General features: G+C 34.2%; 19 protein-coding genes, 1 tRNA gene and 1 other annotated feature. Of the genes, 9 read left to right on the forward strand and 11 right to left on the reverse strand.

Annotated features, from left to right (window positions below):
* Positions 1 to 363: 363 nt before the first annotated feature.
* The 6 genes from KA833_RS11565 to KA833_RS11590 form a co-directional block, all read right to left on the reverse strand.
* Positions 364 to 1,602, reverse strand: a complete 1,239-nt coding sequence (locus tag KA833_RS11565; protein ID WP_210128326.1) for an aminoacyltransferase — start codon at positions 1,600 to 1,602, stop codon at positions 364 to 366.
* A gap of 93 nt (positions 1,603 to 1,695) precedes the next feature.
* Positions 1,696 to 1,787: transfer RNA gene (locus KA833_RS11570), tRNA-OTHER, on the reverse strand.
* A 175-nt stretch (positions 1,788 to 1,962) separates the two neighbouring features.
* A complete protein-coding gene (locus KA833_RS11575) occupies positions 1,963 to 2,502 on the reverse strand; it encodes a PadR family transcriptional regulator (protein WP_046207128.1) in 540 nt (179 codons plus the stop codon).
* A gap of 55 nt (positions 2,503 to 2,557) precedes the next feature.
* The gene (locus tag KA833_RS11580) at positions 2,558 to 3,739 is read right to left on the reverse strand and encodes a YhgE/Pip domain-containing protein (RefSeq protein ID WP_210128325.1); all 1,182 of its coding nucleotides are present in this window, start codon (positions 3,737 to 3,739) and stop codon (positions 2,558 to 2,560) included.
* 405 nt (positions 3,740 to 4,144) lie between these two features.
* Positions 4,145 to 5,290, reverse strand: coding sequence for a globin domain-containing protein (locus KA833_RS11585; RefSeq protein WP_210128324.1), 1,146 nt, complete (start codon positions 5,288 to 5,290; stop codon positions 4,145 to 4,147).
* A 331-nt stretch (positions 5,291 to 5,621) separates the two neighbouring features.
* The gene (locus KA833_RS11590) at positions 5,622 to 6,455 is read right to left on the reverse strand and encodes a ParB/RepB/Spo0J family partition protein (RefSeq protein WP_210128323.1); all 834 of its coding nucleotides are present in this window, start codon (positions 6,453 to 6,455) and stop codon (positions 5,622 to 5,624) included.
* Positions 6,456 to 6,628: 173 nt separating this feature from the next.
* Positions 6,629 to 7,003: a binding site (T-box leader), on the forward strand.
* 64 nt (positions 7,004 to 7,067) lie between these two features.
* Here KA833_RS11590 and KA833_RS11595 point away from each other — a divergent pair.
* The 9 genes from KA833_RS11595 (at position 7,068) to KA833_RS11635 (ending at position 18,064) form a co-directional block, all read left to right on the forward strand.
* Positions 7,068 to 8,171: a PLP-dependent transferase gene (locus KA833_RS11595; protein WP_070038475.1), complete on the forward strand. Its 1,104-nt coding sequence runs from the start codon at positions 7,068 to 7,070 to the stop codon at positions 8,169 to 8,171.
* Entirely contained in the window at positions 8,168 to 9,343 is a 1,176-nt protein-coding gene (gene metC, locus KA833_RS11600; RefSeq protein WP_064209685.1) for a cystathionine beta-lyase MetC, read from the forward strand. The genes KA833_RS11595 and metC overlap by 4 nt, the downstream gene beginning before the upstream one ends.
* The gene (locus tag KA833_RS11605; RefSeq protein ID WP_070038481.1) at positions 9,297 to 11,138 is read left to right on the forward strand and encodes a bifunctional homocysteine S-methyltransferase/methylenetetrahydrofolate reductase; all 1,842 of its coding nucleotides are present in this window, start codon (positions 9,297 to 9,299) and stop codon (positions 11,136 to 11,138) included. The genes metC and KA833_RS11605 overlap by 47 nt, the downstream gene beginning before the upstream one ends.
* Complete coding sequence (metE, locus tag KA833_RS11610; protein ID WP_107359941.1) at positions 11,132 to 13,378, forward strand: 5-methyltetrahydropteroyltriglutamate--homocysteine S-methyltransferase; 2,247 nt, start codon at positions 11,132 to 11,134, stop codon at positions 13,376 to 13,378. The genes KA833_RS11605 and metE overlap by 7 nt, the downstream gene beginning before the upstream one ends.
* A gap of 24 nt (positions 13,379 to 13,402) precedes the next feature.
* On the forward strand, positions 13,403 to 14,143 hold the full coding sequence (locus KA833_RS11615) for a cyclase family protein (RefSeq protein WP_210128322.1): 741 nt from the start codon (positions 13,403 to 13,405) through the stop codon (positions 14,141 to 14,143).
* Positions 14,144 to 14,588: 445 nt separating this feature from the next.
* Positions 14,589 to 16,490, forward strand: coding sequence for a diflavin oxidoreductase (locus KA833_RS11620; RefSeq protein ID WP_210128321.1), 1,902 nt, complete (start codon positions 14,589 to 14,591; stop codon positions 16,488 to 16,490).
* Positions 16,491 to 16,705: 215 nt separating this feature from the next.
* On the forward strand, positions 16,706 to 17,146 hold the full coding sequence (locus KA833_RS11625) for a LytTR family DNA-binding domain-containing protein (RefSeq protein ID WP_052722064.1): 441 nt from the start codon (positions 16,706 to 16,708) through the stop codon (positions 17,144 to 17,146).
* Positions 17,143 to 17,613 carry a DUF3021 domain-containing protein gene (locus KA833_RS11630; protein WP_046207138.1) on the forward strand — a complete coding sequence of 157 codons (471 nt, stop codon included), beginning with the start codon at positions 17,143 to 17,145 and terminating at the stop codon, positions 17,611 to 17,613. The genes KA833_RS11625 and KA833_RS11630 overlap by 4 nt, the downstream gene beginning before the upstream one ends.
* Positions 17,606 to 18,064, forward strand: a complete 459-nt coding sequence (locus KA833_RS11635) for a DUF4188 domain-containing protein (RefSeq protein ID WP_210128320.1) — start codon at positions 17,606 to 17,608, stop codon at positions 18,062 to 18,064. The genes KA833_RS11630 and KA833_RS11635 overlap by 8 nt, the downstream gene beginning before the upstream one ends.
* A 204-nt stretch (positions 18,065 to 18,268) precedes the next feature.
* Here KA833_RS11635 and KA833_RS11640 read toward each other — a convergent pair whose 3' ends face one another.
* The 5 genes from KA833_RS11640 to fadX form a co-directional block, all read right to left on the reverse strand.
* Positions 18,269 to 19,453, reverse strand: coding sequence for a thiolase family protein (locus KA833_RS11640; RefSeq protein ID WP_046207140.1), 1,185 nt, complete (start codon positions 19,451 to 19,453; stop codon positions 18,269 to 18,271).
* A gap of 34 nt (positions 19,454 to 19,487) precedes the next feature.
* Positions 19,488 to 21,743: a 3-hydroxyacyl-CoA dehydrogenase/crotonase FadB gene (gene fadB / locus KA833_RS11645; protein ID WP_064209692.1), complete on the reverse strand. Its 2,256-nt coding sequence runs from the start codon at positions 21,741 to 21,743 to the stop codon at positions 19,488 to 19,490.
* A gap of 44 nt (positions 21,744 to 21,787) precedes the next feature.
* On the reverse strand, positions 21,788 to 22,996 hold the full coding sequence (fadE, locus tag KA833_RS11650; RefSeq protein ID WP_046207142.1) for an acyl-CoA dehydrogenase FadE: 1,209 nt from the start codon (positions 22,994 to 22,996) through the stop codon (positions 21,788 to 21,790).
* 72 nt (positions 22,997 to 23,068) lie between these two features.
* Positions 23,069 to 24,595 carry a long-chain-fatty-acid--CoA ligase FadD gene (gene fadD / locus KA833_RS11655; protein WP_210128319.1) on the reverse strand — a complete coding sequence of 509 codons (1,527 nt, stop codon included), beginning with the start codon at positions 24,593 to 24,595 and terminating at the stop codon, positions 23,069 to 23,071.
* Between the two features lie 18 nt (positions 24,596 to 24,613).
* Entirely contained in the window at positions 24,614 to 26,188 is a 1,575-nt protein-coding gene (gene fadX, locus KA833_RS11660) for a fatty acid degradation protein FadX (RefSeq protein ID WP_210128318.1), read from the reverse strand.
* Between the last annotated feature and the right edge of the window lie 363 nt (positions 26,189 to 26,551).

A 26,551-nucleotide genomic window follows, 5' to 3' on the forward strand; every position in this document is an offset into this window, starting at 1 on the left:
CCTAGAAAAATAGCACACAGATGATTTAATTTATACATCTGCGTGCCTCTTTGTTATTCAATACTTGTGGCATATTGTTGGTTCGTTTGCTTAGGGCACAGATTTAATCTGTAGTCTTCAGCCTGTTCTGATACCTCCAGCGTCTCACCAAAAATACAATATATTTATATGTAATTTTACATTAAATTATTTTTAAAAATAAGCCCTATATCAACTCAAGTAGTGAATCAATGAGATAACCATAATTAAAATAATATAGAAATTGCCCTTTTTTCACTTGTCCAAGAACTTTATGTCCCAGCGTCTCACTCATTTCTTTTTGTAAATATAAATAAAACTAAACGCGGACAAACAAAACATACTCTATTTGATTAAGTCATATATTTTATAAAGCAAAGGTCTGATTGGTTTAATAAAATCTCCAATGTACTCTTCTACATGTGCATTAAAACCTGCTTTAAACTTTTGTACACCAGCATCTTCAGCATTTTCACTGAAATCTCCAGTTATGCCATAAAAGTTATAACGCTGGATATTATGCGCCTTCGCAAACTTGATCATTTCCCATTGCAATCTATAGGCACCCATATATGTATTGTATTTAGGGTTAGAGCCGCTTGAAAGATAATAAACTTCATAGTCGTTGTAAATATAAAGCGCTGCTGCTAAATCCAATATAGTGCCATCAGTTTTGATTAATGCTTCTGTTTCAGTTATTTTTCTTTTTTGTGCTTTTATTTGTTGTAATCCTTGATCATATTTATTTTTACTTTTTTTCGAGTTAGGATTGTTTTCTAAGCTTTCTTTCGTATTTTCTAAGTCCTTATTCAACTTTTCTAATTGCTTATTTTGCTTTACTAATAATTCTGACAAATCGATATATGCTAATTTTAACATGCTATTATCATGATAAATATTTTGCATTTCTTCAAAATATTGCTGATCTCTAAACTTAAATCCATGTTTTTCTTCAGCCATTTTAAATAATTTAAAAAATCTACTTGTCTCCTCAATAGCCAGTGTACTTACGCGCACGTCCATTTCGTATGTTTTCTTAATATTTCTACGCGTTTGGTAATCCATTTCTTTAAGCAAGTCATCTTCTGTTTTATCTTTTAAATCCAAAACTGATAACCAACGAATTTGACTTATTTGAGAATATCCTACCGTATATCCTTGATGTTTATAACCTATATCTTCCATAGTCTTGATAAGTGGTTTATTGTTATAGCTTTCTAATATTTCGCCTTGCGCATTTCTTATATTTTCTAATATGTATGGATCGGTTAAAACATATAAGCACCGATGCTTTTTCAAATACTTCGTTAAACTTTTATAGAAAAATCTTACTAACTGATAATCAGAAAAGTCTAAAACAGGACCACGATGTGTATAAAAATATTTAAAAAATTTGAAGGAACGTGCTTCTGTTAAAAGACATGCTGCTATGACGTTATCTTCATTATCTTTAACACCTACAATATGCACATCATTTTTATGTTGGTTTCTGTAACGAAAATGGTTAGCACTTTGGGTATAATGTGCCGCGTGGTTATGAATAAAGTTTTCAAATTCATCAATGTTTAAGTGAGTGAAATACATTGTAAACCTACTTTCTATTTGAATTTATAATGCATTGAACAATATATATCATAAAAAAAGCCAAGCTCTTGAAAGGCTTGGTAAATGATTTAACGGAGGGAGAAGGATTCGAACCAACGCAAGCAAGATGCTTCTAATTAATATTAACTATTAATTTCCCTTAAGCCAGACTTGGGTATCCCTCCAAAATTTTATTTCTTTAATTATATTGTACTACTTCTTTATAATAATTAAAAGTATTGTCCGAAACATATTAAACATTTTTTCTCATTGTAGATATATATATAAAGTGCAATCTTTTCAAAACAACGTAAAAAAGAACAAGTAACGCCTCTTACGTTACTTGTTCCATCTTTAATATCATACATTATCATTTTCAATAAGTGTTATCAGTTTTTCTAAAAAATGAATTGTATTATTTGTTTTAGTGTTAAAATGATCCGACATAAAATTTAATAACCCTTCATTTTCAGTAGTTACCTGAATCTTATACTTTATCTCTTTTGATTGTATCAACATTTGTTTATAATCTTGAACTTTGCTTTCTAAGATATTAATTACTTTTTGCTTATCTACAAATTTGAGATAAGCAATACCAACATACATTTCATTAATTTCTTTAGCGTTCTCGAATAACTTATATATCAATTTAGGCAAAGTTTGTTTACCTTTTTCAGTAATTTGAAATACTTGTTTATCTGGACGATTTTCTTCTTTAATTGTCTCCACTATTTCTACAAGGCCTTTTTTGGATAATGCTTCAAAATTATAATAAAGCTTACTTTCTGTTAGTCCGCTCATTTTATCAAAAGGTATAGGTTCTGATAGCTGTTTTTTTAATAAATAAGGGTAACTGTTTTTTTCCATTAATTTCCCTAATATAAATATTTGGATAGACATTATTAAAGGCTCCTTTTTTCTTAATACCTTTATTTTAACAGAACTAAAGAAGGTGTTAATAGTTTGCAAGCGTTTCGTTAGTATTTTTATAATTCTCAAAAACGATATCGGATTCTTTTTTATAAAGAACAGTAACGATAACAATATTAACGAACATAGCAACGACACCTACAGCTGCCATAGATAAAATATAAGGTGTTTGTGGTATGCTTCCAAAAATGTTTGCAAAGTGACCCTGAACTGAATAATACATTGGGGAAATATGACTCATCCAGTTATAAACTGTAGGCATCATATCACGACTCATTGTTGCCCCATTAGCAATTGTTTGTATGAGTAAAATAGGAATATTTAAAATCATACCTGCCTGTCCTATTAAGAATACGACGATTGCTGTAAAGTTAAAGGAAACCCAATAATTCAATACTAATTGACCAAAAATACTTAAGAATTTATCAGCTTCTAAATCATTGACTAAATAAGCAATACCTAAAGAAATGACAGAAGAAGCTAATCCAATGATTAGAGCTGTTAGTTGCACATAGATAAACAACTTAGTTTTACTAGCTCTGTGTCTGTTTTCTTTAAATGCACTAACTAATTGCATCGCTCCAATCATTGCGCCTACATATCCAGCTAAAGTTAAAAACATAGGTAACATTTTAAAATTCATGCTTGATGGCATTTTATTTATATGATTAATGTTACCAGAATAAGAAGCGTTGATTTGCTTAATTAAACCGTCCATTTGTTCATCAGGTATTTTTGCTTGTTTTAATACACCTTCAGTTGTTTGATTAGAAAATTGCTTGCTAAGCTGACTATTAATTTCACTTCCAATTGAATCCATAGATTGACTAATCATTGTTGGAGAAGCATCATTTACTTTAAAATCTAGCCCTGGTGTACCCTTTTCAGATTTTAAATTACTTGAAAAATCTCGAGGTATATGAATTACAAGATTCAATTCATTATGCTCCAACTGATTATTTGCTTTCGAATTAGAAATATCTTTTTTTATATGATCGAACGGTAAACTGTTGTTCAATTGTTTTGATATTTGGTTACCATAATCTCCGTTGTCATCGTTAACGATTGCAATAGGTAATTTATCAATATTACCTGGCATCGCTTTGTAACCAGGTAAAAAGATGGCCAACATCACTAATCCATAAAAAATCCCCATAAATATTGCGCCAATTGCCCCTTTTGATTTTAAAAAATCACTAAATTTCATCTTAATTATCCTTTCTAACACGCATATATAGTTTTATAAAAGTACTTTTAACAAAGTACTTTGTTTATACTACTCTCTTGAATTAAATAGGTCAATAATATAAACCTAAAATTTTCATTATTTTTACAAAGCGTTATAAGGCGGCAACTTAATGACTGTTTTTATACATACAATTTATGCTCATATGGTTTTATGAATTGGGAAATTTTACTTAATTGGCAGCATGTCTTTGTATTTTTAATATATTTGAAAAATATTTGCGCAACATAAAATAAAAAACCCCCGACTAAACTATTAGTCGAGGTTATTATTTAAAAAATATGAAAAGTCTCCAGATAAATAAAATGAGCTATCTGTTTTATGATTTATTTTTTAATTTATATAAAATGTGTAAAACGCGTTACACTATACTGAAAAACTCAATCTTGGAATGAATGTTTCGTAGTGAATTTGGTCCATTGGCACTTCTAATTTTTGTAATTCTTGAATCATAGCTTTTAAGAATGAATTACCACCACATACATAAACTTCTGTTTCACCATCAAGGTATTGTTTTAATTGTTCAGCGTCTATAAATCCGTCTTGATTACGGAAATGTTTATCAAATTGTGTTACTGAAGATTGTGCTGTGATTGCTTCTAAATTTTCTTCGAATGCTACGTTTTGAGCATCTGATGTTGATTGAAGGAATGTTGAAGTTAAATCAGCATCAACCGCTTCTTTATACATTGAAACAAGAGGTGTCACGCCTACACCAGAGCCTATGAATAATTGTTTATGATCTTTGTTTGCCAATCCAAATCCACCAACTGGCGCAGATAAAAATAGAGTATCTCCCACTTTGACTTCATCATGTAGTACTGTAGATACTTCACCTTCATGTTCTTCCGTAACGTCTCTACGTACACCGAATGTTAAGAAATCTTTGTCACCATCTACAATGGAATAATGTCTTTTAGCTCTGTAAGGCAACTTATCACTAGATATATCTACTGTAATATATTGTCCAGGTACAAATTGACTTAAATCAATGTCGTCTGATGTTACTGTGAAAGATTTAATGATTTCGGTTTCATCAGTGATATTGGTTACAGTAAATGGTTTAAAGCCATCCCAAGCCATTTTACTGTAAACTTCTTTTTCTAAACCAATAAATGCATCAGCAATTTCTCCATATGCTTTAATCCAAGTTTGGATAATAGGATCTTCTTCTTTTAAGCCAGTCACTTGTTGAATTGCCCAAATCAAATTTTCACCAACGATTGGATAATGCTCAGCTTTTACTTGTAAAGCACAATGTTTGTAAACCACAGGCATAATTGCGGGAACAATTGGTGATAAGTCATCTATATTTTCTGCCGCCGCTAATACTGCCATCGCTAATGCAGAAGATTGTAATCCTCTTTTTTGATTGGTCTGGTTAAACATATTCTTCAATTCAGGATGTTGTTCGAATAATTTTTTATAGAAAGTTGATGTTATTGTCTGTCCTTTATCTTTCAATAATGGTATCGTTTCTCTTATTGTTTTTATTTCTTCGTGATTTAACATAAAACCCCTCCTAGTCATTCCTTCACTTCCATTATTGAACTACATTATTTTGCTTACAAGCAAATGTGTTTAATTTCACATAAATTTCACATTCGATATTCATTAATTTGTAACTATTTTTTGATTAATGATTTTTAAAAAAGATAATATATTGAAAAATATCGCTCATTTTTATTCACTATATAATCTAAAATAAAATATATTATATTGATAATTCATTTTTGCAAACTTAAAAACCACATGCACCTGGTGGTATATCAGTTCGCATGTGGTTTTAGGTTTGTTATTTATTATTATTACTTAATTCAAACGATGGGTAAAATTTCTTGTTTTAATTATATTTCTCATTCAATTGGTGTATTAATCTTCTGAACTCAGTTTCAGATTTAAATTCAAAAGTGATGTAACCTTTTTTATTTTTGTTAGATATCGTTACAGCTGAACCATATTGTTCTTTTAGCTGTCGCTCTTGTTGTTGTATAAACTTAGGTTTTTTAGTTGTATGCGACTTATCTTTAATAGATTTTTTATCTTCAGTGTTTTCATTTACATATTGTTCTAATGTACGTACACTCCAAGACTCCTGGTAGGCTTGCTTAGCTATGCTTTTCATCTTTTGCTTATCTTTTATCGCTAATAGCGTGCGTCCATGTGCGCCTGATAGTTTGTTATCTTTGACCATTTGAGTAATGTCCTTAGGCAATTGTAGTAAACGCAACATGTTGGCAATATATGGTCTAGATTTACTTAATCGCTGTGCCACTTCTTGCTGTGTTAGCGCTAACTCATCCATTAATTTACGATAACTTTCTGCTTCCTCAATCGCATTTAAATCTTCGCGTTGTAGATTTTCAATCACAGCGAGTTCCATCATATCTTCATCAGATAGCACTTTAACGATGGCGGGTATTGTCGTTGATCCTGCTAGTTTTGATGCTCGAAAACGTCGCTCACCTACTACAATGTTATAACCAGATATTGTTTTTCGTAACACGATAGGCTGTAAAATACCATGTAGTTTTATCGACTCAGCCAAATCTTCCAAACGTTCTTGATCAAATGATTTCCTAGGTTGATAAGGATTAGGTTTAATGCTATTGAGTGCTATTTCTTTTACGTGCGCATTGTGATCTACTTTGAGTCGTTCATCTATATCATCATTCATTGTTTACACCTACTTTCTTAAATAAAAATGACCTTTTTAGTTAAACATAGTATATCATCACTACAGCAATGAAAAATATCATTTTAAATTATCGGTTAAATCAAAATTTTCAGATAAGTTATTGACAAAAGTTATTTTAATGTGTAATCTAAGTGATAACAAATTTGAAATAGCAACACACAGTAATAAGGAAAGTAGAACTTACACTGCTGACACAGAGAGTCTTCACTTGCTGAAAGGAGACACAGAAAGAAAGTTTGAAAATGGCCTTTGAGTGTTGATGCCAATATGAGGTGTCAACGGGATCGCCCGTTATAGCGATACAGTATTAACATTTTGCTTAATGGCGTACTGGATTATTCCAAGCGTTGTATATGTCGTTAATACTCATTTCACTTTCAGTGGCAGTGAGTTTTTTTATTTGATCATATTACGGTAGCGCACGTTCAGTACAAGTAATGAATGCAATTTGGCGTACTGGATAAGGTTACTTTAGTGATAAAGTAACAAACAAAGGTGGTACCGCGAGCTAAGCTTTCGTCCTTTACATCCGATTGATTCGGGTTTAAAGGACGGAAGCTTTTTTTATTTTTAAAGGAGGTTATCTGTATTATGAAAAATACTGAGTTATCACAAATCGCACTGACACAAGATGCAACAGGAGCGATTGCAAATCCAATTTATTTATCAACAGCATATCAGCACCCTCATTTAGGAACATCGACGGGTTTTGATTATACAAGAACTAAAAACCCAACACGTTCAGCTTTTGAAGAATCATTTGCTAAGTTAGAACGTGGTACTGCTTCATTTGCTACTGCAAGTGGCATGGCAGCCATACAATTAATATGTAATTTATTTAAAGCTGGCGATGAAATACTCGTTTCATTCGACCTTTATGGTGGCACATTTAGACTATTTGATTTTTATGAGCAACAATACGGTGTACATTTCAAATATGTTGATTTCTTAAACTATGAAACTGTTAAAGAAAGCATTACAGAAAATACTAAAGCGCTATTTATAGAAACGATTTCAAATCCACAAATGCAAGAAGTAGACGTTGATCCATATTATATTTTAAGCAAAAAGCATCGCTTACTAACGATTATAGACAACACTTTTTTAACACCATATCTCTCAACACCACTTGAAGATGGTGCAGATATTGTACTACATTCTGCTACGAAATACATAGGTGGGCATAATGATGTACTTGCTGGTGTCGTGACGGTTAAAGATGAAAATTTAGCTGAAAAATTAGGTGAATTTCATAACATGATTGGTGCAACTTTATCACCTTTTGATAGCTACTTACTACAACGTGGTTTAAAAACATTACATTTAAGAATGGACCGTTCAGAATATAATGCTCAATTATTAGCCAAACGATGTTGTAACTTAACAGGCATTGACCAGGTCTTATATTGCGGTCGAACGGGAATGATGAGTCTACGCTTAAATAAAAATTATAAAGCCGATAAATTTTTAGAAAACTTAAAAGTATGTATTTTTGCAGAAAGCTTAGGTGGAACAGAAACTTTTATCACATTTCCTTATACACAAACACACGTTGACATGCCAGACGAAGAAAAAGAAAAGCGAGGCATTGATGAACATTTACTGAGATTATCCATCGGCGTTGAAGATTACGCAGACATTGAACAAGACATTATACAAGCATTAGAAAAATCTAAAGAAAGTGTGATTATATGAGTTTATCTAAAGAAACAGAAGTAATATTTGATGCACAAAGAGGTGTTGATTACGATTCAGCTAATCCACCATTATATGCATCTTCGACATTTCATCAAAAAGTTTTAGGTGGTGACGCCAAATATGATTATGCGCGAAGTGGCAACCCTAATCGTGCTTTGTTAGAAGAAAAATTAGCAGCACTTGAAGGGGGCGATTACGCATTTGCTTATGCATCAGGTATTGCAGCCATTTCAGCTGTACTACTCACATTAAATGCAGGTGATCATGTCATTCTCCCAGATGATGTCTATGGTGGTACTTTTAGATTAACAGAACAAATTTTGACACGCTTTAATATTCAATTTACCACGGTAGACACAACACAGTTACAAGAAATTGAAGAAGCGATTCAATCAAATACAAAACTGGTTTATATTGAAACACCATCTAATCCATTATTTAAAATCACTGATATTAAAGGCGTCTCTCGTATCACACAACAACACGAACTATTACTCGCTGTTGACAATACATTTATGACACCACTTGGTCAGTCACCTTTAGCTTTAGGTGCAGATATCGTCGTACATAGTGCTACAAAATTCTTGGGTGGTCATAGTGATATCATTGCTGGCGCTGCTATCACAAATAATAAAGCAGTAGCAGACGCACTTTATCTATTGCAAAACGGTACAGGAACTGCATTGTCTGCACATGATTGCTGGACGTTAGCACAGCATTTAAAAACGTTGTCTGTACGTTTCAATCAATCTGTTGAGAATGCACAAAAAGTTTATGATTTCTTAACGCAGCGCGAAGAAATTGCAGAAGTCTATTACCCAGGAAATGACAAGTTACATTTATCTCAAGCAAAACATGGTGGTGCTGTTTTAGGCTTAAGACTTAAAGATGAATCAAAAGCGCAAGCTTTTGTAGATGCGCTCACGCTACCACTTGTATCTGTCAGTTTAGGTGGCGTTGAGACGATTTTATCCCACCCTGCTACTATGTCTCATGCTGCTGTACCAAAAGAAGTTCGTGAAGCACGCAATATTACATTTGGATTATTTAGATTAAGTGTAGGCTTAGAAAATGCTGACGAATTAATTGCTGATTTAAACTACGCACTGAAGGAGGCCTTCAATGAGTCAACTCATCAACAAACTGAAACAGAACATTTTAGTCGCTGATGGTGCAATGGGAACCATTCTATATTCTGATGGTTTAGATACTTGTCCAGAAGCATATAATTTAACCCATCCTGACAAAATAGAACGGATTCATCGCTCCTACATTGAATCTGGTGCAGATATTATTCAGACCAATACTTATGGTGCAAATTTTGAAAAATTAAAAGTATTTGGTTTAGAACACAAGGTTAAAGAAATACACAAAGCCGCAGTACAAATTGCCAAAAGAGCAGCTAATGATGAAACATTTATATTAGGTACTGTAGGTGGATTCAGAGGTGTGAAACAGGAAGATTTAGGTTTAGAAACCATTCAATATCATACCGAGATCCAAGTAGATACTTTAGTTGAAGAAGGCGTCGACGGTTTACTTTTCGAAACCTATTATGATTTAGAAGAGCTGACCAACATTATTACAGCTACAAAACGCAAACATCATATTCCTATTATTGCTCAATTAACAGCATTAAACACAAATTACTTGAGAGATGGTACGGAAATTAATACAGCTTTACAACGCGTTGTCGACAGTGGTGCTGATATCGTTGGACTCAATTGTCACCATGGTCCTCACCACATGCAACAATCATTTTCACATATTGAATTACCTGACAATGCCTATTTATCTTGCTATCCCAATGCAAGTTTATTAGATATTGAAAATAGTCGATTTAAATATAGTGACAATGCCGAATACTTCGGTAAAGTGGCAGAGCAGTTGATCAAAGAAGGCGTTAGGATTATCGGGGGTTGTTGCGGGACTACACCAGAACATATTCAATACATTAAGTCCTCTGTAGCCAATCTCAAACCGGTATCCAGTAAAAATGTAATACCTATTAAAAAATATAATAGTCCTTCACATAACAATGTACAACAACAAAACTTAACAACGAAAGTCAAAGCACGTCCCACTATTATAGTAGAATTGGATACGCCAAAACACTTAGATACAGAAACATTTTTCAGAAATATCAAAAAACTTGATGATGCTCATATTGATGCGGTGACCTTAGCAGATAACTCTTTAGCTACTGTGCGTATCAGTAATGTCGCAGCAGCAAGTATCATCAAACAACAATATAATATTGAACCGCTCGTTCACATCACGTGTCGCGATCGTAACCTCATTGGACTACAATCACATTTATTAGGCCTATCCTTACTGAATGTAAATGAAATACTAGCCATTACAGGGGATCCATCAAAAATTGGTCATTTACCCGGCGCAACTAATGTTTACGATGTGAACTCCAAAGGTTTAACAGAAATTGCATTACGCTTTAACGAAGGTATTAACACAGATGGTGATGCGCTGAAGACGAAAACGAACTTCAACATCGCAGGTGCTTTTGATCCAAATGTTCGAAAACTCGAAGGGTCAGTCAAACGTGCTGAGAAAAAGATAGAGAGTGGCACACACTACTTTATCACACAGCCAGTCTATAGCACCGAAAAAATCGAAGAAATATATGAAGCAACCAAACATTTAGACGTACCATTCTTTATTGGCATTATGCCAGTCACTAGCTATAATAACGCACTATTTTTACACAACGAAGTGCCTGGAATCAAACTATCCGAAGACATTTTAGAACAATTTGAAGCTGTTAAAGACGATAAAGAAAAAACGAAAGCATTAAGCCTTAAACTTTCTAAGGAACTTATAGATACCGTCCATAAATATTTTAACGGCTTATATTTAATTACACCGTTCCAGAAAGTCGATTACACTTTAGCACTCGCATCATATTCACAATCAATTACTTCAAGTAAACAGGAGGCAATATTATGACAATTCAAACATCAAATTTAGGTTTCCCAAGATTAGGCAGAAAAAGAGAGTGGAAAAAAGCAATAGAAAGTTACTGGGCTAATAAAATAGATGCCCCTACATTAAATCAACAATTAACAGACTTGCATAAAGAGAATTTATTACTACAAAAGAACTATAATCTAACGAGTATCCCTGTCGGAGATTTCTCTCTTTATGACCATATTCTTGATACATCATTATTATTCAATATTATTCCAGAACGTTTCCAAGGCAGAGCATTAGACAACGATTTATTGTTCGACATTGCCAGAGGTAATAAAGAACATGTTGCAAGTGCATTGATCAAATGGTTCAACACAAATTATCATTATATTGTACCTGAATGGGACAACGTAGAGCCAAAATTAAATGACAATGTATTATTAGAGCGCTTCAAATATGCACAATCTATTAATGTGAATGCGCACCCAGTAATCGTGGGTCCCATAACATTCGTAAAACTTTCTAAAGGCGGTTCGCAATCATTTGAAGAAAAAGTAAATACATTATTGCCTTTATATAAAGAAGTTTTACAGTCTTTAGTAGATGCAGGCGCGGAATACATTCAAATCGATGAACCTGTACTTGTGGAAGATGATAGTGCATCATTTGAAGATATTACACGTACTGCTTATAACTATTTTGACGAAGCAGGGTTAAGTAATCACCTTGTGATTCAAACTTATTTTGAACGTGTCAACTTAAAATTCCTCAACAGCTTACCTGTAAAAGGATTAGGTTTAGATTTTGTACATGATAACGGCTATAACTTAAAACAAATTAAAAATGGCGAACTAGACAAAAACAAAACACTTTATGCAGGTATTATAGATGGTCGTAATGTGTGGGCAGCAGACATTGAAGCTAAAAAATCATTAATCGACACACTACAAAGTGCTACAAATAACCTTGTCATTCAACCATCTTCTTCATTGTTACATGTACCAGTATCATTAGATGATGAAACATTAGACGAATCCATCGCAGAAGGTTTGAGTTTTGCCACTGAAAAATTAGATGAATTGGATGCTTTAAGACGATTATTTAATGACAATGACAGTCAGAAATTTGATGAATTGAAAGCACGTTATGAGCGCTTCCAAAATCAATCATTTAAAAATCTAGAGTATGATTTCGACAGTGTGCGTACTACACGTCAGTCACCTTTTAAAGTGCGTAAAAAAGCACAAGATGCACGTCTCAACTTACCTGATTTACCAACGACAACGATTGGATCATTCCCACAATCGCAAGAAGTAAGAAAATTCCGTGCAGATTGGAAAAATAATCGAATTACAGATGAAGATTATAAAACATTCTTAAAAAATGAAATTGCGCGCTGGATTAAAATCCAAGAAGATATCGGATTAGATGTCTTAGTCCATGGTGAATTTGAACGAAATGATATGGTAGAGTTCTTCGGCGAAAAATTACAAGGCTTCTTAGTGACGAAGTATGGATGGGTGCAATCATACGGTTCACGTGCGGTAAAACCACCTATCATTTATGGTGATGTAAAATGGACAGAGCCTTTAACAGTTAAAGAGACACTTTATGCACAAAGTTTAACGGATAAACCAGTAAAAGGTATGCTTACAGGTCCAGTGACTATCTTGAATTGGTCATTTGAACGTGTAGACTTGCCACGCGAAACCGTACAAGACCAAATTGCATTAGCGATTAATGAAGAAGTTTTAGCTTTAGAAAAAGCTGGTATCCAAATTATTCAAGTTGATGAACCTGCATTGAGAGAAGGTTTGCCATTACGTTCAGAATATCATGAAGATTACCTTAATAAAGCTGTGCACTCATTTAAATTAGCTACATCATCTGTTGCCGATGAGACGCAAATTCATACACATATGTGCTATTCTCAATTTGGCCAAATCATTCATGCTATTTATGATTTAGATGCAGATGTTATTTCAATAGAAACATCTCGTAGCCATGGCGACTTAATTAAAGATTTTGAAGATATTACTTATGACTTAGGTATTGGATTAGGGGTATATGATATCCACAGTCCACGTATCCCTACTGAAGCAGAAATCACAGAAGCAATTAACCGAGCGCTACAAGAAATTGATCGTTCTTTATTCTGGGTTAATCCAGATTGTGGTTTAAAAACACGTAAAGAAGATGAAGTGAGAGAATCATTGACTGTGCTTGTAAATTCAGTAGACAAATTACGTAAATCAACAAACCCTGCAACAGTTTAATCATAAATGACGAAGGTGATATCAATGACATATCCACTATGGGAACAGTTAGAACAATTAAAAACTGCAACATGGGTAGACTTAACCCATACTTTTGATGAAACAATTCCGTGTTTTAGTGAATTTGAACGCGCAAAGGTTTCTACACTATTTAATGTTGACGACGATGGTTTCTATGTCCAAAATTGGAATATTGTGACTCAGTATGGGACGCACATAGATGCCCCGATACATTTTGTCGAAAAAACGCGCTATCTTCATGAAATTGATCTAAAAGAACTCGTATTACCATTAGTTGTTTTAGACTTTTCACAAGAAGTGGCAGCTGATGCTGACTTTATTTTAACGCGTGATCATATTAAACAATGGGAAACTGAACATGGTTCAATCGAACCTGGCACATTTGTTGCGTTTCGCAGTGATTGGTCCAAACGTTGGCCAGATATTGAACATTTTGAAAATAAAGATGCAGAAGGACAACTACACTTACCTGGTTGGGGATTGGATGCTTTACAATATTTACTTGAAGATAGACAAGTCCAATCTATCGGTCATGAAACGTTTGATACAGATGCTTCAGTAGATGTTGTCAAAAATGGTGATATTGTCGGTGAACGTTACGTATTAGGTCAAGATACCTACCAACTTGAGTTACTAACAAATTTAGATCAACTGCCTACACGAGGCGCCATTATTTATGCTATCAGTCCAAAACCAAACAAAGCACCTGGATTTCCAGTACGTGCCTTTGCTATCAAACCTTAAAACCATAAGCGAAACGGTCCATTTCGCTTCAATAATATGAAACTTATAAAACCTAGCCATTATCATATATAAGAAATTGAGCACTTCTTATATTCATATATCTCTTTTATAAATAGACAATAAATTCTAAAATATGATTATGTTGATACGTAACTATTTGAAATAACGCTACACAAACAATTATCATTAACTGTTTATAGACACCAACATATTACCAACTTAACTGGGGCGGGAATTTGATATCAAATACAATTTTTGATTTCTATCCCGTCCCACTTTTATGGAATAAATACATAGGTCATAAGTTGGATTTTTAATAGATGATAATCTCTATCATTTAAAAAATTAAAATCAATGTTATACTTCAATTAAATTCTATTATATAAATAGCGTGTTATTGTGCATGCTTTACTATAAATTTTTAATACAATACGAGGTGACCTTTTTGGAATTAAATAAATCAAATTCCCCTTTTGATGAAAATCAATTGGAACTTATACAACAACTTATGCCAACACTGTCATCAAATCAACAGTCTTGGTTAAGTGGCTATTTGCTTAATGCTTCTACAGATGAAGGTGACCCATCGCAATATACCGATCATCCTGAAACATCTGAACACGCAAACGCAACAGCTGAATTAACATCGTCCATTAACACAACTAATTCAGAAGTACCAACAGAAGATACGACGCATTCGACAATATCTACGGATGAGCCTATAGAAGTAAACATTTTATTTGGAACAGAAACAGGCAATGCTGAAGAAATTGCTGATGAATTTGAAACAAAATTAAAAGAACATGATTTTACAGTTCATACTTGGGAAATGGATGATTTTCCTCAAGAGGACTTATCAAAAGTTAACCATGTGTTTATCATTACTTCAACGCATGGTGTAGGAGAACCTCCGATTAATGCGTTGGATTTTTATGACTACCTGCATAGTGACGAGGCACCTGATTTAAGTCATTTAAACTTCTCAGTACTCGCATTAGGTGACCAAGACTATCCTGATTTCTGTCAAGCGGGCAAAGATTTCGATAAAATCTTAGGTGATTTAGGTGGTCATCGATTAGCTGATCGCGTTGAATGTGATTTTGATTTTGAAGAAGTATCTGAGCAATGGATTATTGACATGCTTGAACTTTTGTCTCAAATGTCTCCTGGTAGTTCAAAAAATGAACCTAAAGATGAAGATGTCGTTGTCGAAGAACCGCAAGCAACTTATTCAAAAACACATCCATTTTATGCTGAAATCATCAAAAATAGTGTGTTAACTGAACCAACTGCTACCCGTGAAGTCAGACATCTTGAATTATCTATAGAAGGGTATGGCGAAGCCTACGAACCTGGAGACAGCTTAGTAATTATCCCTCAAAACAACCCAGAACTTGTAGAAGAAGTAATCCAAACATTGGATTGGGATGGCACAACAACAATAGACATAGACAATAGCGGTAATAGTACCACTATACAGGATGCACTTACGAATGAATTTGAAATTGCTAAATTAACACCATCTATATTAAATAATGCAGCTGCGTTATTTGGAAATCCTATGCTAAATGCAAATGTTCAAAACAACGAATGGGTACAAGATTATATTTATGGCAGAGATTTCATTGATTTAATTAAAGATTTTACACCTGTCGCGCTGTCACCTGATATGTTAAAAGACTTATTGAGAAAATTGCCGCCAAGAGAATACTCTATTGCTAGCAGTAATCAAGTAAATCCACATACCGTCCATATCACTGTACGCGTAGTTAAATATGACGCACATCATCGTGAACGTCATGGCGTATGTTCTGTACAACTCGCAGATCGTACACAATTAGGTGATAAATTACCTGTTTACCTTAAAAAGAACCCTAATTTTAAATTCCCTTACGATGAACAAACACCAGTCATTATGATTGGTGCAGGTACTGGCATTGCGCCTTACAGAGCTTATCTCCAACAAAGAGCGCATTTAGGACTGAAAGGTAACCAATGGCTCATATTTGGAAATCAAAATATTGATGCAGATTTCCTATATCGCAATGATTTAGAGTCATGGCTTGACCAAGGCGTGCTTAGTAAACTAGATTTAGCATTTTCAAGAGATACAGAAAATAAAATCTATGTTCAACACCGAATTGAAGAAAATGGGGAAGATTTTTATCAATGGTTAACAAATGGTGCAACCATTTATCTTTGCGGTGACAAAGAAGAGATGGCAAAAGGAGTACACCAATCTTTTGTCAATGTACTCATTCAGCATGGTAACTTTAATCAAGCACAAGCAGAAGATTATTTAACAGAACTAATTAAAAATCAAAGATATCAACGTGATGTTTATTAATAGTTGAGCCAATCACTGCATCATCATTACATTGATATGAATCCTACAACCACCTCAGCGATTATTTTTCAGATAATCGCACGGAGGTGGTTTTTTTATACTAAATTGCTGTTAAAAATGCCGTTTAGAATAATATTACAACCACTTACCTATTTTGTATGGTAATCAAATCATTTATTTGTTTTACTTATCAATAAGAAGGAGGCGAACTGAGCATGGATGTGAAGGTAATATATAATCAGCATTTAGACAACAATCAAGTAATCATTGAAGTCAATGAACACACTGAGCACGTGAATGACATTGTAAACTATATTAACAAATTAGCCAAAACGAAGTTATTTCCCGGAAAATATAAAGGGGAAACACACTTTATAAAACAAGAAGATATTATTTCCTTTCGCATAGAAAATAAAATTCTTACTATGATTACCGCAGACAAACAATTTACAATGAATCAGCGACTATACGAAATCAAATCTCAAATCAACACCTATTTTCTACAAATCTCTAAATCTGAAATAATAAATATTAATTATATTGATTATTTGAAACTCAATAAAAATGGCACAATTGAAATTCGTTTTACTAATAATGATTTCACTTATTCATCAAGAAGGTATTTACCATTAATCAAGGAGGCTTTAAAATTATGAAACGCTTATTACACGGCGCAATCACAGGTATTGCTATTGGAGTTATCATTTCTTTATTTTTTTCAGTTGTTTTTTCACATACTTCATTTCATCCAGTCTCCCCTGTCTCAACAATGGGTCATTTATACTTTCAATATTTAAGCGAATTACAAACAATGTTTATCGCAGTTATCATCTGGGCATTAATTGGTATTACATTTAGTTTTGGAGCACTCATATTTTCAAGTTCTAGAAAATCATTATTATTTAAAACATCTGTGCACTTCACCCTAATGTTCGTTATCATGCTCCCTTTAGCAATACTAGCGGGATGGTTTCCACTTAAAGTTTCAGCTTTAGTATCTTTTATCATTATCTATACAATTGTCTATTTTATCATTTGGTCAATAGAAGCGAAACGTAATCAAAACGATATCAATGAAATTAACGCTATGCTTTCAAAAAGAAAGGGGGAAAAACATGAATAAAGGGAGATACACTGTAATACCCAATGCCTCAGTCACAGTTTTTCTAATAGGACTTCGTATAAATAAATGGTATAAAATTCATAAATGGTTACCTGTACTCTTAGCTATGCCACCTATGCTCAGAGAATTATCAAAAGATAAAACGCTGGGATGTTTATCTTTTGAAATGCTATTTAAATATCGTGGTGTGATGATTGTTCAATATTGGGAATCCAATGAAAAATTACTTTCTTATTCAAAAATGCCGGTACATTTAAAAGCATGGCGACGTTTTATGAAAGAACTTAAGCAAAATGATGCTGTAGGTTTTTATCATGAGACTTATAATGTCGATGCGAATCAATATGAAAATATTTATATTAACATGCCCGATTTTGGTCTAGGAAAAGCACGTATTAACGAAAAAGTAACCAAAGCTACACACACAGCAAAGCAACGCTTACGCTCATAAACCTGACCTATCAATGCTCATCCTGCCTTATCACTTTATATGCGATGAACATATACTAAAATAGTTTTCAGCATAGAAAAGCTCCCTTCAAGTTTCATTTTTTAAATGTCACTTTGAAGGGAGCATATGCATTGTCTATACTCATTCCTAACAGAATATAGTTATTTCAGTGTTTTATTACTTTACTAGCTAATTACTAAACTATTATCTTACATATTCAAAGATACCGGCAGCACCCATACCTACACCGATACACATCGTTACCATACCATATTGTGTATCCGGGCGTTTTTTCATTTCTGAAAGTAATCTGCCAACCAACATCGCACCCGTAGCACCCAATGGATGACCTAAGGCAATTGCTCCGCCGTTAACATTCGTCTTTTGAGCATCTAAACCTGTCTCTCTCATTGAAGCGATTGTTTGAGATGCAAATGCTTCATTCAACTCTACTAAATCAATATCATCTACATTCAAGTTTGCCTGTTTTAACACTTCAGGAATTGCATAAGCAGGTCCAATCCCCATCAATTTAGGATCTACACCAACTGCTTTAAAACCTACGAATCTCGCAATTGGTTCTACGCCTAATTCCTTTACCTTTTCACCTGACATTACTACTACAAAGCCTGAACCGTCAGTTAAGGGTGCCGAGGAGCCTGCAGTCACTGTGCCATCCGCCTTAAAAACAGTGGGTAATTTAGATAATGCTTCTTGATTCGTATCTGGTCTAATCAATTCATCATCTTTAAATACTGCCTGCGATACGACCGGACCATTTTCATCATAATCCACTTTATTCACTTCAATCGGAATAATTTCATCTTCAAATTTACCTTCTGCTTGTGCTTTAGCAGCACGGGCATGACTTTGTACTGCATAGGCATCTTGATCTTCTCTAGAAACCTTGTAAGTGTCAGCCACCATTTCTGCAGTTAACCCCATTGGATAAGATACACCAGAATCTTCGTCTTGTAGTATCGGGTTATTGGTTGGCTCATTGCCCCCCATCGGTACCGCACTCATAAGTTCAATACCTCCAGCAACTAGAATGTCTGCTTGGTCCGCTATAATTTGATTTGCTGCATGTGCAATTGTTTGTAAGCCTGAAGAACAATAACGATTGACTGTTTGACCAGGTACTTCATTTGGCATCCCTGCTAATAAGGCGATTGTTCTAGCAATATTTTGTCCTTGCAAGCCTTCTGGAAATGAATTCCCAACAATGACATCTTCAACCATACTAGGTTCAAATGAACCTCCAACTCTTTCTAAAACACCTTTCAATACTTTTGCAGCTACTTCATCAGGTCTTTCATGAGTCATTGCACCATTTTTTGCTTTACCAGCTGCTGAACGTCCATAAGCTACTATATACGCGTCTCGCATTTAGTTTCACCCTTTCCTCTATAATGTTCGATTATTAGTTGCGTAGCGGTTTTCCTTTTTCTAACATGTGAGAAATTCTATCGTATGTTTTTTTATTTTGAAGTAATTCTAAAAATCTTTCTTTTTCTAGTTTTTGTAAATATCTTTGATTTACATAGGTGTTACGTGGAACATCTCCACCACTTAGTACTTCTGCAATCTTCAATGTTATTTCATAATCGTAATCACTAATAAAGTGACCCACACGCTGTGCATCTAATTGACCTTCCGCTAACGCTTTAAAGTCTCGACCTAAAGCGATATATTGAGTTTTTGGAAGTGGTACATAATTCGCTTCAGATTCATAGCGCGCACGTTTCAATGCAATTTCAATACGTCTTTCGGTATTTAAAATAACTGTATCTGTTTCTTTTAAATAGCCATATCTTTTTGCTTCATAAGCGTTTGTAGATACTTTAGCAAAGCCAATTTGCATTAAAATATTGGTAATAGACGCTTGTTTATCATCTTTTTTATGATTTGTACGCATAATACGATCTGTTAGTTCTGCTAGTCCGCCACCTGCTGGCAATAAACCTACACCTGTTTCTACAAGGCCAATGTAAGACTCACTCGCCGCTACAACAATTGGTGAATGTAATACAAGTTCACAACCGCCTCCTAATGCACGTCCTTGAACAGCTGTTACAACAGGTTTCAACGCATGTTTTAGTCTCGCAAATACATGGTGTAATTGTTCGACCGCTTCACCTACTTCAGAAACCACTTTCCCGTCTTCATGTGCTTTCTTCATTTGATATAAATTAGCACCTACACTAAAGTTGTTACCACCTGCGTAAATCACCATGCTCGTGAAGTCTTCATTTTCAAGCTTATCAATTGCTTCTAATAAGTCAGATAAAAAGCTATTTGAAATGACATTATTTTTACTTTGTAATTTTAATAATAATTGATCTTTATTTGCTATAGATAAATTAGAATCGGATCTATCCCACAATTCTGAATCGATATAAGCTGTTACAGGTGTCACGCGTTCAATAGATTCACCTTCAGCATAAAACGGTTCGTTGCGTTGCTCAATCCAATCTGGTAACTGACCTAATTCTTCTTTCATACGAGATTTAACACGTTCATATCCCATTAAATCCCATAATTGGAATGGTCCTAATTTCCAGTTGAATCCCCAAACTAATGCGCGGTCAATATCTTTAAAATCTTCCGCAGCTTTTGGTACATTCAATGCTGAATAATAGAAATTATTTCTCAATGTTTCCCATAAGAATACACCTGCATCATCTTGTGCATTAAAGATAACATCTAAATTTGAGGCAAGGTCTTTACTAAAATGACCTAAAATTTCTAGTTGTGGCTGCTTTGGCTCAACGTAGTCATTTTGCTGTTCATCATAAACATAACGTTGTTTATTTACTTTTTTATAAAACCCTTGTTTTGTTTTATTTCCGAGTGCACCATTTTCGGCTAATTTTTCAGAAAGTGTTACATCTTTGAAGAATGGTTGCTCTTCTGGAATTTTTTGCAATCCTTTGATTACAGCCATAGCAATATCTAATCCTACTAAATCAGACAGCCCATATGTGCCCATTTTAGGTCGACCAATACTGCGACCAGTTAATGCATCAACATCAGTAATAGAGAAACCTTGCTGTTCTGCGCGATACATAATATCATTCATTGTTTGTGTGCCAACTCTATTGGCAACAAAACCAGGTACATCATTTGCTACAATTACCCCTTTACCTAATACATCTTCTGCAAAGGTTTGTACCCGTTCAACAACCGCTGAATGTGTTTGTTTATTGGGGATAATTTCCACTAATTTCATGATTCTAGGTGGATTGAAGAAGTGCATACCGAAAAATCTTTCTTTATCACTATCATCAAATACCTCTGCAATTGCTTCAATTGGAATACCTGAAGTATTTGTTGCAAACACTGCATCATTATTCGCTACTTTTTTAACTTGATCCCAAATTTGATGCTTTATGTCCACTTCTTCTTTAACCGCCTCAATATATATATCTGCATCATCATCTTGTAAATCTTCATTGAAATTACCGTATGATAAGTTTGAGGCAAATGATAAATCAAACAGTTGTGGACGTTTAGGATTTGTAATTGCTTCATAAGCCTTTTTCGAGATTTTGTTAGGATCATTTTCATCAATGACAATATCCAATAATTTAACTTTTAAGCCTGCATTTACAAGTAGTGCAGCAATTTGACTACCCATTGTTCCTGCACCTAGCACTGTTGCTTTTCTTATCGTCATACTAAACCCTCCAATTTTTTCATTAACATCTTACACATAAATCTTTATATAAATGCGGAATCTCCTGTAATTGCTCTACCGATAACTAATGCATTGACTTCGTGTGTACCTTCGTATGTGTATATTGCTTCTGCATCTGCAAAGAAACGAGCGATATCATATTCTCCAGCTAATATACCGTTACCACCATGAACACCACGACCCATGGCTACAGTCTCTCTCAATCTTAATGAATTCATCATCTTAGCTGTTGAAGTCGCTACTTCATCATATTCACCGTTAGCTTGCATACGTGCGAGCTGTGCACATGTAGCCATGGCTTGTGCTAAGTTTCCTTGCATCATTGCCAATTTTTCTTGAATAAGTTGGAATTTACTAATTTCTTTACCGAATTGTTTACGTTTTGTTACGTAATCTGTCGTTGCTTTCAATGCGCCAGCCATTGCACCTGTCGCCATATAAGCCACACCTGCACGTGTTGAATATAAAACTTTCGCGATATCTTTAAAGCTATTAATATTTTGTAAACGCTGTTCTTCTTTGACGACAACATTTTTCAAACGAATTTTTGCATTAGGTACGATTCTTAGTGCAATTTTATGTTCTAACAGTTCAATTTCTACGCCTTCTTGACTTGGCTCAATTATAAATCCTTTCGGTTTGCCAGTTTCAACATCTACGGCATAGACTGGCATGACATCTGAAACATTTGCTCCACCAATCCATTTCTTTTCTCCATTAATAATCCATTCATCGCCTTGACGTTTTGCAGTTGTTTCTAACCCTCCTGCGACATCAGAGCCATGTTCTGGTTCTGTCAACGCAAAACAAGTACGTAATTCATGTGATTGTAACTTGGGTAGATAATAGGCCTGTTGTTCTTTACTACCGCCAAACCAAAATGAATTATGTCCTAATCCTTGATGCACACCTAACAATGTTGCTAAAGATACATCAAATCTTGCAATCGTATATGACATGAAAAACTGGAACATTTGACTCGGTGTACGGGCGCCTTCACGACCTTCAAACAGCAATGGATTATTAAAATAGTTAAGTTTTCCTAACTCGTCAAAATAACCTTCTGGCTCAGTGGCATTTAACCAATGTTCATTCACAGAATCACGATATTTTTCTTCTAACATATCATTCAATTGTTTTAATAATTTCACTTCGCCTTCCGTTAAATCTTTTCCAATACTTAAAATATCTTCTGGGTACAATGCTTTTAGTGTTTCTTCTTTTGTTGGCATAATTAAAACCTCCATTTTTTGATAGCGCTTACATTTATAGTAAAAAAATTTTGTGCTTTTCAGCATTTTATTTTAATTCAAATCGTCAACACCTTTAGCTTCTTGTTGAGCTTTTTCATTCATGTATTTCTGAAGTTCTAATTTGTCTGCTTTTGATGTAGAGTTCAATGGCATGTGTGTCAATTTCAAATATAATCTCGGTATTTTATAACCAGCAATATTTTCACGCATATGCGCATCTAATTTTGCTTCAAAATCCGGATCATCTTCGGTAAGCACAACTGCTGCAGCAACTGATTCACCATATTTAGGACTATCATATCCAACGACAACCCCTTGAGCTACGAGTGGGTGTTCTGCTAATACCGTTTCCACTTCGGAAGGTAGGACATTCTCACCACCAGTAATAATCATTTCTTTACGACGATCAACGATATAGACATCACCATCTTCGTCTACTTTTGCTAAATCGCCTGTTAAGAAATATTCGCCATGAAATGTTTTTGCAGTTTCTTCAGGTTTGTTCCAATAACCAGGTGTTATATTATTACCACGAACGCCAAGTTCACCGATTTCACCAACTTCTACCTCTTCAAAGTTATCATCGAATATGCATATATCCATAAACATGACTGGTTTACCAATACTGCCTGGTTTCTGCGCACCATTTTCCGGTGTATTGACCATTACGAGCGGTGCTTCAGTTAAGCCATAACCGTTAATAATTGAATAGCCTAAACTATTAAATTTCTTTTGCACCATTGGTAAAGGTGATGAACCACCTTGAATTAAGAAATCGATACTTTCAAAGTTTTTTAAGTCGAAATTTTCTGCTACCAACATGGCATAATACATCGTTGGAATCTGAATTAAATAATTTGGTTTGTACTGAGCCATTAAATCATTTAGCGCTTCGCCATTAAAATAACGCTGTAATATCAGAGTGCCTCCAGCCATTAATAAAGGCAGCGTCAAATCGTTAAATCCTAAGACATGGAACATTGGTGTGGAAATAATTGTTGTATATGTCGAATTAATTTTATAAGTCAGTGCAATATTGATTGGATTATTTACAAAAGAATCATATGAAAACATAACTCCTTTAGGTAATCCCGTTGTACCGCTTGTATACATTAACGATGCTAAATCGTTTCCTTCCACATTAACAGTATTGAAAGGACGGTGTTGCGAAGGATCTACTATATCATCATATACTTTTGAGTCAATATCCATGTGCAGTAAGTCATCTGCAATACCTTCTATACTTGAGACATGCTTCTCAGCGTAAAAAATGAGTTTGACATTTGAATCTGCAATCACACTTTTTATTTCCTGTGTTTTCAAACGCCAGTTAATTGGTAAGTATACAGCCCCCAATTTAAATGAAGCGAACATCAAATCTAATAATGCTACGTCATTAGGTGTGAATATACCGACGACATCGCCACGTTTTACACCTTGATCTTGTAAATGATTAGCTAAATTTTCTGCACGAATATTTAAATCTTGATAAGTCCATTCTGTGCCTTTGAATGGGTCAATCACTGCGGCTTTTTCATCGTCAAATGTCGCTCTTGTTTTAATCCAGTCGTAGTTCATATTTTTCTCCCCCTTAGTTTAAATACGATAATCCGACTTTATTGCATCAGACAATCCTCCCCACTTATCTTGATAAATATCGCTATTTATTTCTTTCAAATGCGTTGCAATGAGCGGCTTGAATTCCATATTTGCTAGAATATCTCGCTCTAAATCAAGACCAGGAGCTATTTCAATGAGCATTAATCCCTGTTGTGTGAGTTCAAATACAGCCCTTTCGGTGACAAAGTAAATCTCTTGTTCAAGCAAAAACGCATTTTCAACATTGAAATCAATATTATCAATTTCATTGATAAATTTTGGTATGTGACCTTCTTGTTCTACATTAACCTTGCGCTGTTCATAACTTAGTTGACCCCCGACAACTAACGAACCGGAAAAGACAATTGTTTTTACCGTTTGACTTATGTCGATAAACCCACCACAGCCATTCATTTTATTGCCAAATTTTGAGACATTTACATTACCCTTGGAATCTACTTGAGCAAAGCTTAGAAAGGCTATATCAACGCCTCCGTTATAAATGAAATCCCAAGTCATATCGTGTCTCATACGTGCACTTAAGTTATAGTTCATACCAAAATATTTTCCGCTGCTAATCAAACCACCAAACACGCCTGTATCTATATTGGGCTGTACTAAATTATTAACCCCTTCTTCAGTTAAAACATTGGATAACTCATTATTTATGCCAAAACCAATACTGATGACATCACCTTGAAGTAAAAATTGAGCAGCACGTCTCAAAATTACTTTTCGAGTGTTCAATTCTATATATGGTTCTCGCATCTCTGTAATTTGATAATGTCCTGAAAGTGCCGGATCATAGTACGTTTGAATCACTTGTCTATGATATTTTGGATCACGGTTCACTACAATATAATCTACTAATTTGCCAGGTATAAACACTTCATTTGGATTGAAACGACCACTTTGAATCACTTCTTTCACTTGAACAATGACCTTTCCCTTATTTTTATGCGTAGCTGCTGCTAAACTAAAACCTTCTCCTAAGTGTGTCTCATGCTTCATATAAATATTGCCTGCTTCATCAGCATATGTACCTCTTAGTAAAGCTACATCAATTTCTGGAAACTGATATTTCAAATAAGTGTCATCATTGATATTTATTAAAGAAACCAAATCCTCAGTCGTACATGTATTGACTTTTCCACCAGAATAACGTGGATCCACATTTGTATTTAAACCAATTTTAGTAATCGGCCCTGGAAAAGCTTCCGTACTTCCTCGATAATGTGTGGTTATAACACCTTGAGGAAGGAAATAAGCCTCTATTTCATTGTTCTGCATTGCTTGAATCGTTGCTGGTGAACCAGTAATAATACTCGTGATTAATCGTTTAACCATACCCCTTGAAACGAATGAATCTAAATCATAACTGTCACCTCTATAGTCACTAATATCATTAGCAAGCATAAACGTTAAATTATTAAGTGATTGATTCTCATCATATTGTTCGACTAACGTTTTAAGTATCTCAGCTGGTAAATTTGCTGTAGATAAGGCTGCCAGAGCTATAACATCACCTTCTTTTACGATGTCTTTCAAATCTGAAAATGGAATAATTTTCATACAGTTTCTCCTATCTATGTTTAATCCAACTAATAAAATATTGAGTGATAAATATCTCCTTTCTTCATGTATGTAAGCCCTTACATGTAATATACCATTATTTTTGAAATTTATGCAAAAATTTTAAATTTTACGATTATAGTGAATTGTGAAAATATCCACAACATCTGCTATGACGGTTTTGGAAGTGTGTGAAGGAAAATATGAAAATCATTGAAAGAGAACTAGGCAAACAAAATGTTTTATTAAAAAAAGGATATATCCAAAGATAATAAAAAAATCTGGAACATGATTGCTTTGTCCCAGACGTATTCATTACATTTTCTGTTGTAAGGTACTACAAAAAAGGAAACAGTCATTTGT

The sequence above is a fragment of the Staphylococcus sp. GDY8P67P genome (assembly GCF_017892545.1).
GTDB classification, from domain to species: Bacteria; Bacillota; Bacilli; order Staphylococcales; family Staphylococcaceae; genus Staphylococcus; species Staphylococcus ureilyticus.

Coding starts and splice junctions, on each gene's coding strand:
- KA833_RS11630 (WP_046207138.1), top strand. CDS start 17,143: ATGAAACGCTTATTACACGGCGCAATCACAGGTATTGCTATTGGAGTT.
- KA833_RS11605 (WP_070038481.1), top strand. CDS start 9,297: ATGAGTCAACTCATCAACAAACTGAAACAGAACATTTTAGTCGCTGAT.
- KA833_RS11625 (WP_052722064.1), top strand. CDS start 16,706: ATGGATGTGAAGGTAATATATAATCAGCATTTAGACAACAATCAAGTA.
- KA833_RS11565 (WP_210128326.1), bottom strand. CDS start 1,602: ATGTATTTCACTCACTTAAACATTGATGAATTTGAAAACTTTATTCAT.
- KA833_RS11585 (WP_210128324.1), bottom strand. CDS start 5,290: ATGTTAAATCACGAAGAAATAAAAACAATAAGAGAAACGATACCATTA.
- fadD (WP_210128319.1), bottom strand. CDS start 24,595: ATGAACTACGACTGGATTAAAACAAGAGCGACATTTGACGATGAAAAA.
- KA833_RS11615 (WP_210128322.1), top strand. CDS start 13,403: ATGACATATCCACTATGGGAACAGTTAGAACAATTAAAAACTGCAACA.
- KA833_RS11640 (WP_046207140.1), bottom strand. CDS start 19,453: ATGCGAGACGCGTATATAGTAGCTTATGGACGTTCAGCAGCTGGTAAA.
- KA833_RS11575 (WP_046207128.1), bottom strand. CDS start 2,502: ATGTCTATCCAAATATTTATATTAGGGAAATTAATGGAAAAAAACAGT.
- KA833_RS11580 (WP_210128325.1), bottom strand. CDS start 3,739: ATGAAATTTAGTGATTTTTTAAAATCAAAAGGGGCAATTGGCGCAATA.
- fadB (WP_064209692.1), bottom strand. CDS start 21,743: ATGACGATAAGAAAAGCAACAGTGCTAGGTGCAGGAACAATGGGTAGT.
- KA833_RS11590 (WP_210128323.1), bottom strand. CDS start 6,455: ATGAATGATGATATAGATGAACGACTCAAAGTAGATCACAATGCGCAC.
- fadX (WP_210128318.1), bottom strand. CDS start 26,188: ATGAAAATTATTCCATTTTCAGATTTGAAAGACATCGTAAAAGAAGGT.
- KA833_RS11595 (WP_070038475.1), top strand. CDS start 7,068: ATGAAAAATACTGAGTTATCACAAATCGCACTGACACAAGATGCAACA.
- metC (WP_064209685.1), top strand. CDS start 8,168: ATGAGTTTATCTAAAGAAACAGAAGTAATATTTGATGCACAAAGAGGT.
- fadE (WP_046207142.1), bottom strand. CDS start 22,996: ATGCCAACAAAAGAAGAAACACTAAAAGCATTGTACCCAGAAGATATT.
- KA833_RS11635 (WP_210128320.1), top strand. CDS start 17,606: ATGAATAAAGGGAGATACACTGTAATACCCAATGCCTCAGTCACAGTT.